This is a genomic window from Asanoa sp. NPDC049573 (genome assembly GCF_040676615.1).
Lineage (GTDB): Bacteria > Actinomycetota > Actinomycetes > Mycobacteriales > Micromonosporaceae > Asanoa.
Map to the genome: position 1 here is coordinate 286,089 of NZ_JBFAPI010000003.1, position 14,609 is coordinate 300,697.

Annotated in this window: 15 protein-coding genes; 11 read left to right on the top strand and 4 right to left on the bottom strand. The window is 73.7% G+C overall.

What is annotated here, in order from left to right; all coding sequences use genetic code 11:
- Positions 1–12 precede the first annotated feature (12 nt).
- Complete coding sequence (locus AB0J74_RS08335) at positions 13–1,749, bottom strand: MmpS family transport accessory protein (protein ID WP_363445978.1); 1,737 nt, start codon at positions 1,747–1,749, stop codon at positions 13–15.
- Between the two features lie 292 nt (positions 1,750–2,041).
- Here AB0J74_RS08335 and glmS point away from each other — a divergent pair, with 292 nt between their 5' ends.
- Positions 2,042–3,940 (top strand): glutamine--fructose-6-phosphate transaminase (isomerizing), encoded by a 1,899-nt coding sequence (gene glmS / locus AB0J74_RS08340; RefSeq protein WP_363445980.1) that lies wholly within the window; start codon positions 2,042–2,044, stop codon positions 3,938–3,940.
- Here the strand turns inward: glmS and AB0J74_RS08345 are convergent, their stop codons facing one another.
- The 3 genes from AB0J74_RS08345 to AB0J74_RS08355 form a co-directional block, all read right to left on the bottom strand.
- On the bottom strand, positions 3,941–4,804 hold the full coding sequence (locus tag AB0J74_RS08345) for a TIGR03620 family F420-dependent LLM class oxidoreductase (RefSeq protein ID WP_363445982.1): 864 nt from the start codon (positions 4,802–4,804) through the stop codon (positions 3,941–3,943).
- 159 nt (positions 4,805–4,963) lie between these two features.
- On the bottom strand, positions 4,964–6,553 hold the full coding sequence (locus AB0J74_RS08350; RefSeq protein ID WP_363445984.1) for an alpha/beta hydrolase: 1,590 nt from the start codon (positions 6,551–6,553) through the stop codon (positions 4,964–4,966).
- 6 nt (positions 6,554–6,559) lie between these two features.
- Positions 6,560–6,841, bottom strand: a complete 282-nt coding sequence (locus tag AB0J74_RS08355; RefSeq protein WP_363445986.1) for a hypothetical protein — start codon at positions 6,839–6,841, stop codon at positions 6,560–6,562.
- 126 nt (positions 6,842–6,967) lie between these two features.
- Here AB0J74_RS08355 and AB0J74_RS08360 point away from each other — a divergent pair, with 126 nt between their 5' ends.
- The 10 genes from AB0J74_RS08360 to AB0J74_RS08405 are packed head-to-tail and all read left to right on the top strand — an operon-like array spanning position 6,968 to position 14,597.
- Positions 6,968–7,336 (top strand): holo-ACP synthase, encoded by a 369-nt coding sequence (locus AB0J74_RS08360; protein WP_363445988.1) that lies wholly within the window; start codon positions 6,968–6,970, stop codon positions 7,334–7,336.
- Complete coding sequence (locus AB0J74_RS08365) at positions 7,333–8,793, top strand: NAD(P)H-hydrate dehydratase (protein WP_363445990.1); 1,461 nt, start codon at positions 7,333–7,335, stop codon at positions 8,791–8,793. The genes AB0J74_RS08360 and AB0J74_RS08365 overlap by 4 nt, the downstream gene beginning before the upstream one ends.
- Positions 8,794–8,831: 38 nt before the next feature.
- Positions 8,832–9,944: an alanine racemase gene (alr, locus tag AB0J74_RS08370; RefSeq protein WP_363445991.1), complete on the top strand. Its 1,113-nt coding sequence runs from the start codon at positions 8,832–8,834 to the stop codon at positions 9,942–9,944.
- Positions 9,941–11,005, top strand: a complete 1,065-nt coding sequence (locus AB0J74_RS08375; RefSeq protein ID WP_363445992.1) for an alpha/beta hydrolase — start codon at positions 9,941–9,943, stop codon at positions 11,003–11,005. The genes alr and AB0J74_RS08375 overlap by 4 nt, the downstream gene beginning before the upstream one ends.
- A complete protein-coding gene (gene tsaE / locus AB0J74_RS08380; RefSeq protein ID WP_363445993.1) occupies positions 11,002–11,487 on the top strand; it encodes a tRNA (adenosine(37)-N6)-threonylcarbamoyltransferase complex ATPase subunit type 1 TsaE in 486 nt (161 codons plus the stop codon). Before AB0J74_RS08375 ends, tsaE begins: the two co-directional genes overlap by 4 nt.
- On the top strand, positions 11,484–12,167 hold the full coding sequence (gene ung / locus AB0J74_RS08385; protein WP_363445994.1) for a uracil-DNA glycosylase: 684 nt from the start codon (positions 11,484–11,486) through the stop codon (positions 12,165–12,167). Before tsaE ends, ung begins: the two co-directional genes overlap by 4 nt.
- 22 nt (positions 12,168–12,189) lie before the next feature.
- Entirely contained in the window at positions 12,190–12,858 is a 669-nt protein-coding gene (tsaB, locus tag AB0J74_RS08390; protein ID WP_363445996.1) for a tRNA (adenosine(37)-N6)-threonylcarbamoyltransferase complex dimerization subunit type 1 TsaB, read from the top strand.
- The gene (rimI, locus tag AB0J74_RS08395; RefSeq protein WP_363445998.1) at positions 12,855–13,295 is read left to right on the top strand and encodes a ribosomal protein S18-alanine N-acetyltransferase; all 441 of its coding nucleotides are present in this window, start codon (positions 12,855–12,857) and stop codon (positions 13,293–13,295) included. Before tsaB ends, rimI begins: the two co-directional genes overlap by 4 nt.
- Positions 13,288–14,331 (top strand): tRNA (adenosine(37)-N6)-threonylcarbamoyltransferase complex transferase subunit TsaD, encoded by a 1,044-nt coding sequence (tsaD, locus tag AB0J74_RS08400; protein WP_363446000.1) that lies wholly within the window; start codon positions 13,288–13,290, stop codon positions 14,329–14,331. The genes rimI and tsaD overlap by 8 nt, the downstream gene beginning before the upstream one ends.
- Positions 14,332–14,342: 11 nt before the next feature.
- Positions 14,343–14,597, top strand: coding sequence for a hypothetical protein (locus AB0J74_RS08405; RefSeq protein WP_363446002.1), 255 nt, complete (start codon positions 14,343–14,345; stop codon positions 14,595–14,597).
- The last annotated feature ends 12 nt before the right edge of the window (positions 14,598–14,609 follow it).

A 14,609-nucleotide genomic window follows, 5' to 3' on the forward strand; every position in this document is an offset into this window, starting at 1 on the left:
TCGCGTGCTCGTCTAGTCGAAGATCGTGCCGATGCAGAAGGCGCCGATGATGCTGCCTTCGTTGGCGGCCGATTCCTTGCCGTCGACCGTGATCCGGCACCCGATGCCGTCGTTGTGGCCGCTGCTGCTGGTCGCGCTGACGGTCAGCAGCAGCGAGCCCTCGGTGCTCTTGAACGTGTGCGTCCAGGGCAGCTTCTGGTTCTTGAGCTCGCGCGGCTCGCCCGCGAGATCGTCGACGTAGTTGATGTCGGCCCGGCCCGAGCCGGTGACCTCGTAGACCACGGTCTTGCCGGCGACTCCGGGCAGGCCAGGCAGCGCGGTGGCGGGGTCGTCGGGGGTGTCCGGCACGTCGAACGTCGGCATCGGGTCGACCGGGTCGGGCAGGCTCGGGTTGTCGGGCTGGGTCACCACGGGGTCGTCGTCGCGGTTGGCGATCAGCAGCACTCCGGCCGTGACGACGCCGCCGCAGAAGAGCAGGGCCAGCACCACGACGACCGCGATGATCCAGCCGTTGCCGCGGCGCTTGGGCGGCTGGTCATAGGCCGGGGCCGCGTTGTAGGGACCGTAGGGCGGTGGCGGGCCGCCCGGGTTCTGCGGCGGGTAGCCCGGCGCGTACTGGTAGGTGCTGGCCGGCGGCGGTGCGTACGGGTTGCTCGGGGCGCCGGACGCGTAGGGGCTGGTCGGCTGGGCCGGGTCCGGGGGAGCGAACGGTGCGTCCGGCGGGGTGCCGGGTGGGCGGGCGTAGGGGTTGTAGGGATCCGGTGCGCCGCCCGGGGGCAGAGGTGAGGTCTTCGGGTAGGCCGGGTCACCGCCCGGCGGGGTGTCGACGGAGTAGCCGGGTGGGGCGCTGGCCGGGTAGCCGACCGGGCTGCCGGTCGGCGGGGGCGCGCTGGGGTAGACCGGTGCCGAGCCCGGGGTGAAGGTCGGCGTGCCGCCGCGGCCGGCGGCGGCCGGGGCGGTCGAAGGCGGCAGCGGGGCGGTGGTTGCCGGGCCTGCTGGGGGCGGCGGCAGCGTGGCGGTCGTTGCCGGGCCTGGTGCGGGCGGCAGCGGGGCGGTCGGCGCCGAAGCCGGCGGCGGCGGGCTGGTTGGGGCCGACGCGGGCGGCGAAGGCGCCGCGGTGTCACCGGCGCTGGGGCCGGTGGGCGGGAACGCCGTCGTTTGGTCGTCGTCAGCGGTGGGGGCGTCCAGTGGCGCCGTCGCGGCCGGCCACAGCGGGGCGCCGGGCGGTGGCGGCGGGGCGCTGGGCGGGGAGACCGTGAACGGATCCGTCGGCCCGCCGGCCGGGGGCGCGGAGCTGACGGGGGGCGCGGAGCTGACGGGGGGCGCGGAGCTGACGGGGGGCGCGGAGCTGACGGGGGGCGCGGAGGTGACGGGGGGCGCGGAGGTGACGGGGGGCGCGGAGCTGGCCGGGGGCGCGGAGCTGGCCGGGGGCGCGGAGCTGGCCGGGGGCGCGGAGGCGACCTGGGGCGCGGAGCTGGCCTGGGGCGATGCCGGCGCCGGGGGTGCCGAGGTCACCGGCGGGGCCGAGGGGGCCGGCGGTGCCGCGTCGGACTGCGGCGCAGGCGGGGCGGAGGTGACCGGGGGCGTTGCCGGGCTGAGGGGCTCGGTGGGGGTCGCGTCGGTGGCCGGCTGCGGCGGTGCCGGGGAGGTCGCCGGGAACGGGGGCGGAGGCGGATAGGCCTGGGTCGGATCGGGCCTGTGCTCGCCGCCTCCCGCGTCGTCGGGCTCGGGAGGGGTGGGTCGGCTCATCTGCGCTCCAAGCGAGGGGCGGCCGCGGGCGGCCACCCACGGCGCGGGACGCCGTCGAGCGTCCCCGAAACCGATGCCACGGGCAAGCAGAAACCCGTCAACCAGGCCATCTGCGCAACCGCGGCGATACGGGCCGACAGTACCGGTTGGCGTCCACACCGGGCGGTGCCGGTCAACGTGGCGGGAGGCGCTGGCGGCCACGTAGCGTACGCGGGGGATCGCTCATGTCAGATGATTGATAGCCACACTTTCGAGCACGCGCCATGAGCGATTTTCGGTTAGAGTCCTCCTCATGTGTGGAATCGTGGGTTACGTCGGCGCTCGGCCGGCGCTGGGCATCGTGCTCGACGGACTGCGGCGGCTCGAATACCGGGGCTACGACTCGGCGGGCGTCGCCGTCGTGGGGGCCGACTGCCTGCTGACCGAGAAGCGCGCCGGCAAGCTGGCCAACCTCGAGAAGGCGCTCGCCGACCGGCCGATCGACACCGCCGAGGCACAGATCGGCACCGGAACCACCGCGATCGGCCACACCCGCTGGGCCACCCACGGCGGCCCGACGGACCGCAACGCCCACCCACACCTGTCGCGCAACGGCCGGGTCGCGGTCATCCATAACGGAATCATCGAGAATTTCGCGGCGCTGCGGGCCGAGTTGGAGGCGACCGGCATCGAGTTCGCCAGCGACACCGACACCGAGTGCGCGGCGCACCTGATGGAGATCGCGCTGGCCGCCGTGCACCTGGAGAATCCCGGCATCGACGGCCCGCAGGCGCTCGCTGAGGCGATGCTCCGCGTGTGCCGGCGCCTGGAGGGCGCGTTCACGCTGCTCGCGACCGACGCCGGCACCCCCGGCGCGGTGGCCGCCGCCCGCCGCAACTCGCCGCTCGTGGTCGGCCGCGGCGACGGCGAAAACTTCCTGGCCAGCGACGTCGCGGCGTTCATCGAGCACACCCGCGAGGCGATCGAGCTCGGCCAGGACCAGGTCGTGCTGATCACGCCCGAGGCCATCGAGATCTTCGACTTCCAGGGCGCGCCGGCCACCGGGCGCGACTTCCACATCGACTGGGACGTCTCGGCGGCCGAAAAGGGCGGCTACGACTACTTCATGCTCAAGGAGATCGCCGAGCAGCCCCAGGCGATCGCCGAGACGCTGCTCGGCCGGCTGACCGAGCAGGGCGAGATCCGCCTCGACGAGGTCCGCCTGACCGATCAGGACCTGCGCGACGTCGACAAGATCTTCATCGTCGCCTGCGGCACGTCGTTCCACACCGGCCTGGTCGCCAAATACGCGATCGAGCACTGGACCCGCATCCCGTGCGAGGTCGAGCTGGCCAGCGAGTTCCGCTACCGCGACCCGGTGCTCGACCGGTCCACTCTGGTCGTCACGATCTCCCAGTCCGGCGAGACCATGGACACCCTGATGGCGCTGCGCCACGCCAAGGACCAGAAGGCCCGCGTGCTGGCCATCTGCAACACCAACGGCTCGACCATCCCGCGCGAGTCCGACGCCGTGCTCTACACGCACGGCGGCCCCGAGATCGCGGTCGCGTCGACGAAGGCGTTCCTGACCCAGCTCGTCGCGTGCTACCTGATCGGCCTGCACCTGGCCCAGGTCCGCGGCATCAAATACGCCGACGAGGTGGGCGCCGTCGTCGCACAGCTCCAGGAGATGCCCGACAAGCTGCGCACGCTGCTCGACCGGATGAGCCCGGTCCGCGAGCTGGCCCGCGAGCTGGCCACGTCCAACACGGTGCTGTTCATCGGTCGCCACGTGGGCTACCCGGTCGCCCTGGAGGGCGCGCTCAAGCTCAAGGAACTGGCCTACATGCACGCCGAGGGCTTCGCGGCGGGCGAGCTCAAGCACGGCCCGATCGCCCTGATCGACCAGGGCACCCCGGTCGTCTGCGTGGTCCCGTCACCGGCCGGCCGCGGCATGCTGCACGACAAGATCGTTTCAAACATCCAGGAGGTACGCGCGCGCGGCGCCCGCACCATCGTCATCGCCGAGGAGGGCGACGAGGCGGTCCTGCCGTACGCCGATCACGTGATCTCCGTGCCTCGCACTCCCACGCTGCTGGCGCCGCTGGTGACCACGGTGCCGCTCCAGGTGCTGGCGTGCGAGATCGCGGCCGCCCGCGGCCACGATGTCGACCAGCCCCGCAACCTGGCGAAGTCGGTCACGGTCGAATAGCTAGATCAGCGCGGCCGCCAGCCTGCGGTATTCGGACATCGGCGGGCTGTCGTCCGGCGCCGCGCGGACAACTTGGATGGCGAGGTGGTCGGCGCCGGCGGCGTGGAACTCCGCGACCCGCTCGCGGATGCGCTCCTCGTCGCCCCAGAGGTAGAGGCTGTCGATGAGCCGGTCACTCCCGCCGTCGCGGATGTCGTCGTCGGTGAAGCCGTACCGCCGCATGTTGTTGGTGTAGTTCGGCATGAGTTCGAGGTAGGGCTTGACGTGCGCGCGGGCCGCGGCGCGGGCGACCTCGGGCTCGCGCTCCAGCACGACGTTGACCTCCGGCGCGAGCAGCGGCCCGGCGCCGAGCGTCGCGCGTGCGGTGACGGTGTGCGCCAGCGGCGCCATGTAGGGGTGCGCGCCGGCGGAGCGCTCGGCGGCGAGCCGCAGCATCTTCGGCCCGAGGGCGGCGAGCACCCGCCGCTCGGCCGCCATCCCGGTCGTGTCGAGGGCGTCGAGGTAGTCGACCATCTTCGCGTAGGGCTTCTCGTAGCCGGTGACGATGTGCCCGTGGCTGACGCCGAGACCGAGCACGAAGCGGTGTTGGTAATGCTCGTCGAGCGCGGCGGTCTCGGCCGCCACCTCGGCGGCGTCGTGCTCCCAGACGCTGAGGATCCCGGTGGCGACGACCAGCCGGGTGGTCGCGTCGAGCAGCGGCCGCGCGGCCGCCGTGCCGGGACTGCCACCGATCCAGACGGCGCCGTAGCCCAGCGCCTCCAACTCGGCCGCCGCGTCCCGCAGAACCCCGGCGGCGGACGGATCGTCGTTGCGGAACTCCCTGCTCCAGACCCCGATCGGGCCGATCGCCGCGCGCGTCTCCATGGTCACGACGCTACCCTGCCCGGGGCGGCAGTTGATCGAACCATGTGCATTGCTCCCCGGAGCGGGCGGACGGGGCCGACTGTGGATTGATGCCGAGTCCCCAGAGGGCACAAGGCCGCCCCCCCGGCCGGCTCAACAGGTTCGCGCCGACGTGTCACCTCACCTCACCTCCCCCTGGTGTTCGGGGCCGAGGGCGATGCGGGCCATGTCGTCGAGGGCGTCGTTGCCGGCCCGCCAGTAGCCGCTGTGCCCGCCAGCCGCGCCGGTGAAGACGTGGGCGCCGAAATCCGGGTCGGTGGGGTTGCGGCCGAACCAGAGATGCTCGTGGGGGTGGATCTGGAAAAGGTGGTCGCGCACGTTGGCGAACGGTTCCTTCCAGCCCGGCGCCAGGTAGGCGATCGGGTCGTTGGCCGCCGTGCTCGACCAGACGTGGCCCGGCGGCAGGCCCAGCGCCGACGCGCGGTCGGCACCCACGCCCGGCGCGCCCACGAAGACCAGGTCGTCGGCGGCCAGACCCTGCTCGCGGGCCGTCGTGCCGACGGTCAGGGCGCCATAGCTGTGGCCCAGCACCACCTGCTGCGCCGGCGGGCCCTCGTGGGTCGCGCGCAGCCCCTCGGCGAAGCGGTGCAACGCCGGGCCGGCCTCGTGGGCCCGCGACGCGAACATGGCCTCGTCGAGGAACGACGGCGCGTCGTAGTCGAGCCACAGCACCGCCGACGTGCGTTGCGCCGGGTCGAGCGACGCCGCCCGGGCGGCCAGGGCCTCCGTGCGGCCCAGGTCGTCACGGATCGCGCCGAGGTCGGCGGTCATCCCCGGGACGTAGGTCAGCACGTTGTCGGCGCCGTCCGGGTCGCCGACCGCGAGCACCAACCGGCCGTCGCCGGCCGTGGACAGGCCCAGCAGGTAGGCACGCTCGCCGGAATGCGTGGACAGGTGGGCGTTGACCGCGTCGATGCCCGACATCAGGCCGACCAGCCGGATGCTCGCCGCGACCGCACCGTGCCCGGGCATCGCCGTGCGCACCGCCGCGGCCCGCTCGCGCATCAGCGCCGCCCGCTGCTCCGCCAGCATTGAGCGGTTGGCCTGGTCGCGGGCCGCCACCGGGATGCCGTCGAGGCGGCCGACGTAGGCCGGCTCGTGCACCAGAAGCCAGCGCCGCGACGCCTCGGGAAGACCCGCCCACCAGTGGCGGACCGCGACCGGTGGCGCGCCGACCGGCAGTCGGGTCGGGGGCGGCGCGGTCGGCCAGCCCGCGGCGGCCGCCGCGCCGAGCCGGGCGAGATGCTCGGCCGTGGCCCGGTCGGCGGCCGCCGCCGCGTCGAGCGCCGCGCCGATCGCGGTCCCGACCCGGTCGGCCGCGGCCAGGGCGGCGGCCCGGTCGATCCCCGTGACCGTGACGTCTGGCGCGGTGCGCCCGCTGCGGTCGATCTCCACGTGGGCCGGTGCCGCCGCGGCCACCGCCGCCGCGAGCAGGCCACGGGCGCGGACCAGGGCGGACGCGAAGCCGGACAGCACCTGGTCGGTCTCGACGAATGCCAGGCGGGCCGCATCCAATGGCTCGCGCAGCGCGCCAACGTGGTCGCGGGCCGCCGAACCGGCCGCGCCCTGCCAGCCGTCGGCGACCCGCGCCGCCACCCCGCCCAGCTCGGCGGCCCGCTGGCCGACGCCGGTCGCCAGCCTGTTCCACGCCGCGCCGGCCGCCCGCCAGACGCCGGGGTCGGCCTGCCACAACTGGGCGTAGGTCACCATCACCGCTCACCCGACCCGGTGCAGGCGGCTCGCCGCCCGCCGGTCGGCGTCTTCGTAGCCGGCGGCCGCCGCCCGCAGCAGGTCACCGGAATGGGCCACCCCCGCCGCCGCCGACCCCAGCGCCGACGACACCGCCGACGCCAGACCGGCGAGCCCCACGCCGGCGGACCAGTCGGCAGCGGCCACCGAAAGGCCGAAGCCGCCCGTGGCCAGCGCCCGCGCCACCTGTGACAACTCGGCCGCCCGGTCCCGCAACAGGTCGGGGTCGACCCGCAAATCACCGTCCATGTCAGAGAACGCTAGGTCGGGACAAGCGGCGAAAGACCAGCCTGTGGACAACGGCGGCGGAGGGGCGGCCGGCGCTGTCCACATGCCTTGCCCACGCCGTACGCCGGGTGCTAATAGGCTGTGCTGATGATCGTCGCAGTCGGCATCGACGTGGTCCTCGTCGAACGATTCACGAGCGCGCTGAACCGCACCCCACTGCTTGGCGACCGCCTGTTCACGGAGGCGGAACGGGTCACCGGCTCCGGCAACCCGCGGGCCCCGGAGTCGCTCGCCGCCCGGTTCGCGGCCAAGGAGGCGGTGGCCAAGGCGCTCGGCGCGCCCGCTGGCCTGCACTGGCACGACTGCGAGATCGTCACCGACCCGGACGGCCGGCCGTGGCTGACCGTGAGCGGCACGGTCGCCGCGGCCGCGACCGAGCGCGGCGTCAACCGCTGGCACCTCTCGCTCTCGCACGACGGCGGCATCGCATCCGCGATGGTGGTGGCGGAGCAGTGAGACGAGCCTGGCGGGTCGCCGACGTCCGGTCGGCCGAAGAAGCGCTGATGGCCCGCCTCCCGGAGGGCACCCTGATGCAACGCGCCGCCGCGGGCCTGGCCCGCCGCTGCGCCCTGATCCTCGACCAAGGGGTGTACGGAGCACATGTCACGCTCCTCGTCGGCGCCGGCAACAACGGTGGCGACGCCCTCTACGCCGGCGCGATGCTGGCCCGCCGTGGCGCCGCGGTGACGGCCGTCGTGCTCGACCCGGAACGCGTACACCGGGAAGGTCTGGAAGCGCTGAAAACCGCGGGCGGTCGTGCCGCCGCGACCCCACCCGCCACTGTGGACCTGGTCGTCGACGGCATCGTCGGCATCGGCGCGAAGGGCGGCCTGCGCAGCGGCGCCGCCACGACCCTGCACCGCACCCTCGAACGACGGGGCCGCCATGGCCAGCGCCCCGTCGTGGTCGCCGTCGACGTGCCCAGCGGCGTCGACGTCGACACCGGCAACGTCGAGGGGGTGGTCGTGCGCGCCGACGTCACCGTCACGTTCGGCTGCCTCAAGCCCGCCCACGTCGTCGGCCCGGCCGCACCGCTGGCCGGCGAGGTCGAACTCGTCGACATCGGGCTGCGGCCGTGGCTGCGCGCGGACCCGGCGATCCTGGTGCCGGACCGCGCCGACATCGCGCGGGCGCTGCCGAAGCACGGCCCCGGCGACGAGAAATACACCCGCGGCGTGGTCGGCATCGCGACCGGCTCGGCGACCTACCCGGGCGCGGCGATCCTGTCGACGTGGGGCGCGCTGGCCGGGCCGGCCGGGATGGTCCGCTACGCCGGCACCGCCCGGGAGCAGGTCGTGCAGGCGCACCCGAGCGTGATCGCCACCGACCGGCTCGCCGACGCCGGCCGGGTGCAGGCCTGGGTGGTAGGCAGCGGCCTGGGCACCGACGAGGCGGCCGTCACGGCCGTACGCATGGTCCTGGCCACCAGCCTCCCCGTCGTCCTCGACGCCGACGCGCTCAACCTGCTGGTCGACGGCGGGATGGCGGACCTCATGCGGGGCCGCAGCGCACCGATGGTGCTGACACCGCACGACCGCGAGTTCGCCCGCCTGGCCGGCGAGGAGCCCGGTACCGACCGGGTGGGCGCTGCCCTGCGGCTGGCCGCGCACACCAACGCCGTCGTCCTGCTCAAGGGTGATCGCACGATCGTGGCCACCCCCGATGGGCTGACCTACGCCAACCCGACCGGCACCGCGGCACTCGCCACCGGTGGCACGGGCGACGTCCTGGCCGGCCTGCTCGGCTCCCTGCTGGCCGCCGGCCTGCGGCCCGAAGTGGCCGCGATCACAGCCGCCTACCTGCACGGACTCGCCGGGCGCGAGGCGGCCCGGCACGGGCCGGTGACCGCGCCGGACGTCGCCGCCGCGCTGCGCCCGGTGCAGGCGGACCTGACGGGCACCGCGAGCGGGTGAACCGGAAAACGTCGCTACCGGCAAGTAGGCTGGGCGCTATGTGGCAAGCCGAAGTCCGCGTCGACCTCGACGCCATCCGCGACAACGTGGCCCGGCTGCGCGCCGGCACCAGCGCCGCGGTGATGGCGGTCGTCAAAGGCGACGGCTACGGGCACGGCATGGTCCCGGCGGCCCGGGCGGCCCTGGCCGGCGGCGCCACCTGGCTCGGTGTCTGCACCCTCGACGAGGCCCTCGGGCTGCGCCGGGCCGGCGTCACCGCACCCGTGCTGGCCTGGCTGCTCACACCCGGGCTGCCGCTGCACGAGGGCGTCGCCAACGACATCGACCTGAGCGCGGCCAGCCTCGGCCAACTCGACGAGATGATCGCCGCCGGCCAGCAGGCGCAGCGCCCCACCCGGGTGCACCTCAAGATCGACACCGGGCTGTCCCGGGGCGGCGCCACCATCGACGACTGGCCGGCCCTGGTCGAGGCCGCCGCCAAGGCCGAGGCCGACGGCGCGGTCGAGATCGTCGGGGTGTGGAGCCACTTCGTCTACGCCGACGCACCCGGCCACCAGACGATCGACCGCCAACTCGACGTGTTCCGCGAGGCGCTGGCGGTGGCCGAGCGGCTCGGCGTCCGGCCGCAGCTTCGCCACATCGCCAACTCGGCCGCCACGCTGACCCGCCCCGACGCCCACTTCGACCTGGTCCGCCCCGGCATCGCGGTCTACGGCCTGTCGCCGATCCCGGGCGAGCAGTTCGGCCTGAAGCCGGCGATGACCGCCCGGGCGCGGGTGATGCTGACCAAGCGGGTGCCGGCCGGCACCGGCGTCTCCTACGGCCACACCTACACCACGACCCGGGAGACCACCCTCGCCGTGGTGCCGCTCGGCTACGCCGACGGCGTCCCGCGGCACGCCTCCAACGTCGGCCCGGTCTCGATCGACGGCGTCCGGCACACGATCGCCGGCCGGGTCTGCATGGACCAGATCGTGCTCGACGTGGGCGACCAGCGGGTCGCGCCGGGCGACGTGGCGACGCTGTTCGGCAAGGGCGGCCCGAGCGCCGACGACTGGGCCGAGGCGATCGACACGATCAACTACGAGATCGTCACCCGCTTCGGGAGCACCCGAACCCCCAGGGTGTACGAGAGTGAGGCCGGTGAATGAGCACCCGACGCCGCGCGGGAATCCTCGGCGCGGTGGTCGGTCTCGCCGCAGCCGGGATCGCCACCGGGATCGCGGTCGAGCGCGCGGTCGTCCGCCGCTCGAAGCGCGGCGTGGCTGACCCCTACGTGGACGAGCCCTTCGATCGCCTGCCCTACGACGAGTTGCTGACGGTCGTCACCGCTGACGGCACCGACATCCGCGTCGAGGTGGTCGAGCCGACGGCGGCCGTGCCGGCCGCGCCGACGCTGGTGTTCGTCCACGGCTTCTGCCTCGACATGGGCACCTTCCACTTCCAGCGCAGCGCGCTGACCGCCCGCGGCGAGCACCGGATGGTCTTCTACGACCAGCCCGGCCACGGCCGTTCCGGCAAGCTGGAGACCGGCGAATACGAGTTGCCGGCGCTCGGCGAGACCCTGCACGCGGTGCTCCAGGAGACCGTGCCCGAGGGCCCGGTGATCCTGATCGGCCACTCGATGGGCGGCATGACCATCATGGCGTTCGCCGAGCTCTACCCCGAGTTCTTCGACGACCGGGTGAAGGGCTGCGTGCTGATGGCCACCTCGGGCGGCCTGATCGACGAGACCCGGCTGGGCCTGCCCGCCCTGATCGGCCGGGTCGGCGGCCCGCTGATGCCGCTGGTCAACAGCGCTACCCGGCTGACCGGCCCGACCATCGACCGGGCCCGCACCGCCGCGTCCGACCTGGCCTGGCTGCTCACCCGCCGCTACGGCTTCGGCGAGTCCCGGCCCAGCCCCTCGTTGGTGTCCTATGTGGAGAAGATGAACTCGCGCACCTCGGTCGACACGGTCGCCCGCTACCTGCGCACCCTCTACACGCACGCCCGCTACCCGGCCCTGGCGGCGCTCGAACGGACGCCCACGGTGATAATCGTCGGCGACAAAGACATGATCACGCCGGTCGCGCACTCCGAGGAGATCCTGCGGCACCTGCCCGACGCCGAGTTCGTGAAGGTCAACGACAGCGGCCACGTCGTCATGCTCGAACACGCCGACGAAGTCAACGCGACGCTCATCGCATTCCTGGAGAAGACATCCGCATGATCGAGCTGACCACTGTGGACGACACCCGCGCCTTCGGTGCCCGGTTGGCGGCGCTGTTGCGCCCCGGCGACCTGGTCGTGCTCACCGGCCCGCTCGGCGCCGGCAAGACCGCGTTGGTCCAGGGCATCGGCGCCGGCCTGCGGGTGCAGGGCGACGTGACCTCACCGACCTTCGTGATCGCCCGGGTGCACCGGCCCGACTCGGCCCGCGGCGGCACCGTCCCGCTGGTGCACGCCGACGCCTACCGCATCGGCGCCGCGGCCGACCCGCTCGCCGAGATCGACGGGCTCGACCTCGACGCCTCGATGGACGACGCGGTGACCGTGGTCGAGTGGGGCGAGGGCATCGTCGAGCAACTGCGCGACGAGCACCTGCGGGTGCGCATCGACCGGCGCGACGACGACACCCGGGTGGTCACCCTGGAGCCGGCCGGCGGCGACTGGGCGAGCCGGATCGCCGGGCTGACCCAGGACGCCCGATGAACCTCACCGACCTGCTGCCTGTCGAGTGGCAGACCGCCCTGGCGCCGCACCTCGACCCGGCCGCGACCGACGACCTGGGCTCCTTCGTCGAGGCCGAATATGCCGCCACCGCCGTCTACCCGCCGCTACCCGACCTGTTCACCGCCTACCGGCTGTGCAAGCCGGCCGACACCCGGGTGGTGATCCTCGGCCAGGACCCCTATCACAAGGCCGGGCAGGCACACGGGCTCAGCTTCAGCGTGCGGGCCGGCGTCCGGGTGCCGCCGTCGCTGCGCAACATCTACAAGGAGTTGGCGGCCGACCTCGGCGCCGCCGCACCCGACGGTGGTGACCTGCGTGGCTGGGCCACGCAGGGGGTGCTGCTGCTCAACGCGGTGCTCACGGTGCGCGAGGGTGCCGCCGGGTCACACGCCAACAAGGGCTGGGAGGCGTTCACCGACGCCACCATCCGGGCGCTGTCGGACCAGCCCGACCGGGTGGTCTTCCTGCTCTGGGGCAACTACGCCCGCAAGAAGGCGGCCCTGGTCACCAACCCCGCCCACGTGGTGGTGGAGGCCGGCCACCCGAGCCCGCTCAACCCGCGTGGCTTCCTCGGCAGCCGCCCGTTCAGCGCGGCCAACAAGGCCCTCGCCGACGCCGGCCGGCACACCATCGACTGGAGCCGTTCGGCCCCCGCCTGACCACCCGGATAAGGTGCATATCGTGCTTGCTCTCGTCGTCGACACGTCCACCCAGGCCGTCCTCGCGGCTGTGGTGGAGGTCACCGCGACCGGCTTCGCCGTGCGGTCCCAACACCGCACCGTCGACCAGCGGCCGCAGCACGGCGAACGGATGGCGCCGCTGGTCGAGCTGGCGCTTTCGCAGGCCGGGGCGACCGTCCGCGACCTCGGCGCGATCGTGGCCGGCACGGGCCCCGGGCCGTTCACCGGCCTGCGGGTGGGCCTGGTCACCGCGGCCAGCATGGGTCAGACGCTGCGCCGACCCACCTACGGGGTCTGCTCCCTCGACGCCATCGGCGGTGTCCGCGGCCAGGTCACCCTCGTCGCGACCGACGCGCGCCGGCGTGAGGTCTACTGGGCGATCTACGACGCCGACGGCGCCCGCCGCGAGGGCCCGCACGTCGACCAGCCGGCCCGGGTCGCCGAGTTGGCACAGGACGCTTCGGTGGCCGTCGGTGACGGCGCGCTGCTCTACGCCGACCGGCTCGGGCTCAAGGTGCTCGACGAGCCGCGCTATCCCACGATCGAGGGTTTCGCCGCCCTGGCCGCCGAGCGGATCCGCGCCGGGGCGCCGAGCGAGCCACTCACCCCGCTCTACCTGCGCCGGCCGGACGCGGTCGCCGCGGGAGGGCACAAGCCGGTGCTGCGGTGACCGTCACGCTGACCCGACTGCGCTGGTGGCACATCGCCGACCTGCTGCCGATCGAGGAAGACCTGTTCGGTGACGAGAAGTGGTCGGCCGGCATGTTCTGGAACGAGCTGTCCAGCGGCCACTACTACCTGGTCGCCGAAGACGAGCAGGAGCGCATCCTGGGGTACGGCGGCCTGGCCGTCAACGGTGACGAGGCGTGGATCCAGAACATCGCCGTCCGCCGGGACGCGCAACGCCGGGGCATCGGCCGGACCATGCTGGAGGCCCTGCTCGCCGAGGCCGCCCGGCAGCAGGCCCGCGCCGTGCTGCTGGAGGTCGCGGTCGACAACGCCCCGGCCCAGAAGCTCTACGCCACCTACGGTTTCGAGCCGATCGGCGTACGCCGTGGGTATTACCAACCGAGCAACACGGATGCACTGGTGATGAGACGTGACTGACGAACCTTTGGTCCTGGGCATCGAGACCTCGTGTGACGAGACCGGAGTCGGCATCGTTCGCGGCACCACGCTGCTCGCCGACGCGCTGGCGTCCAGTGTGGACCTGCACGCCCGGTTCGGCGGTGTGGTGCCCGAGGTGGCCAGCCGGGCCCACCTCGAAGCCATGGTGCCGACCATGCAGCGGGCGCTCGACGAGGCCGGCGTGACGCTCGATGACGTCGACGCGATCGCCGTCACCTCCGGCCCGGGCCTGGCCGGCGCGCTGCTGGTCGGCGTGGCCGCCGCGAAGGGCTACGCGATCGCCGCCGAGAAGCCGATCTACGGCGTCAACCACCTCGCCGCGCACGTCGCCGTCGACACACTCGAGCACGGCCCGCTGCCCGAGCCGGCGATCGCTCTGCTGGTCTCCGGCGGCCACTCCTCGCTGCTGCTGGTCGACGACCTGGCCGGCGGCGTGACCCCGCTCGGCTCGACCATCGACGACGCGGCCGGCGAGGCGTTCGACAAGGTGGCCCGGCTGCTCGGCATGCCGTTCCCGGGCGGACCCCCGATCGACCGCGCCGCCCGCGACGGCCAGGCCACGATCGCCTTCCCGCGCGGCCTCACCGCCGCCAAGGACCAGGCCGCCCACCGCTTCGACTTCTCCTTCTCCGGGCTGAAGACGGCCGTGGCCCGCTGGGTCGAGGCGCGCGAGCGGGCCGGCGAACCGGTGCCCGTCAACGATGTCGCGGCGTCCTTTCAGGACGCGGTCTGCGACGTGCTGACCGCGAAGGCGATCGACGCCTGCCGCCAGCGCGGCGTCGACACCCTGGTCATCGGCGGCGGGGTGGCTGCCAACTCGCGGCTGCGGGCCCTGGCCGAGCAGCGGGCGGAGAAGGCCGGCATCACCGTGCGGGTGCCGCGGCCGAAGCTGTGCACCGACAACGGCGCGATGGTCGCCGCGCTCGGCTCGCACCTGGTCGCCGCCGGGGTCCGGCCCAGCCGGCTGGATCTTCCGGCCGACTCCGCGATGCCGTTGACGCTCGTGAGTGTGTAATGTCCGGCCCCGTGATCGCTCGCATGTGGGAGGCCCGTGCCGAGCCCGGCCGGCTGCCCGACCTGGTCAACTGGGTCTGTGACACGGCCCTGCCGCGGATCGAGGTCAACCCGCTGCACATCACGAGCGAGGTGTTCTCCTCGTCCGACGACCGCTGCGTCGTGATTTCCAGATGGCGCAGTGACCCGGAGCCGCTGCCGGCCCCGCCGTCGCCGCTGGTGGCCAGGCCACCGCACGAGTGGGACTTCACGCTGGTCGACCGATAATCGGTGGCGCCG

What these genes read in the sequence shown, in the direction of transcription:
- AB0J74_RS08335 (WP_363445978.1), bottom strand. Translation starts at nt 1,749, where the DNA reads ATGAGCCGACCCACCCCTCCCGAGCCCGACGACGCGGGAGGCGGCGAG.
- glmS (WP_363445980.1), top strand. Translation starts at nt 2,042, where the DNA reads ATGTGTGGAATCGTGGGTTACGTCGGCGCTCGGCCGGCGCTGGGCATC.
- AB0J74_RS08345 (WP_363445982.1), bottom strand. Translation starts at nt 4,804, where the DNA reads ATGGAGACGCGCGCGGCGATCGGCCCGATCGGGGTCTGGAGCAGGGAG.
- AB0J74_RS08350 (WP_363445984.1), bottom strand. Translation starts at nt 6,553, where the DNA reads ATGGTGACCTACGCCCAGTTGTGGCAGGCCGACCCCGGCGTCTGGCGG.
- AB0J74_RS08355 (WP_363445986.1), bottom strand. Translation starts at nt 6,841, where the DNA reads ATGGACGGTGATTTGCGGGTCGACCCCGACCTGTTGCGGGACCGGGCG.
- AB0J74_RS08360 (WP_363445988.1), top strand. Translation starts at nt 6,968, where the DNA reads ATGATCGTCGCAGTCGGCATCGACGTGGTCCTCGTCGAACGATTCACG.
- alr (WP_363445991.1), top strand. Translation starts at nt 8,832, where the DNA reads ATGTGGCAAGCCGAAGTCCGCGTCGACCTCGACGCCATCCGCGACAAC.
- AB0J74_RS08375 (WP_363445992.1), top strand. Translation starts at nt 9,941, where the DNA reads ATGAGCACCCGACGCCGCGCGGGAATCCTCGGCGCGGTGGTCGGTCTC.
- tsaE (WP_363445993.1), top strand. Translation starts at nt 11,002, where the DNA reads ATGATCGAGCTGACCACTGTGGACGACACCCGCGCCTTCGGTGCCCGG.
- ung (WP_363445994.1), top strand. Translation starts at nt 11,484, where the DNA reads ATGAACCTCACCGACCTGCTGCCTGTCGAGTGGCAGACCGCCCTGGCG.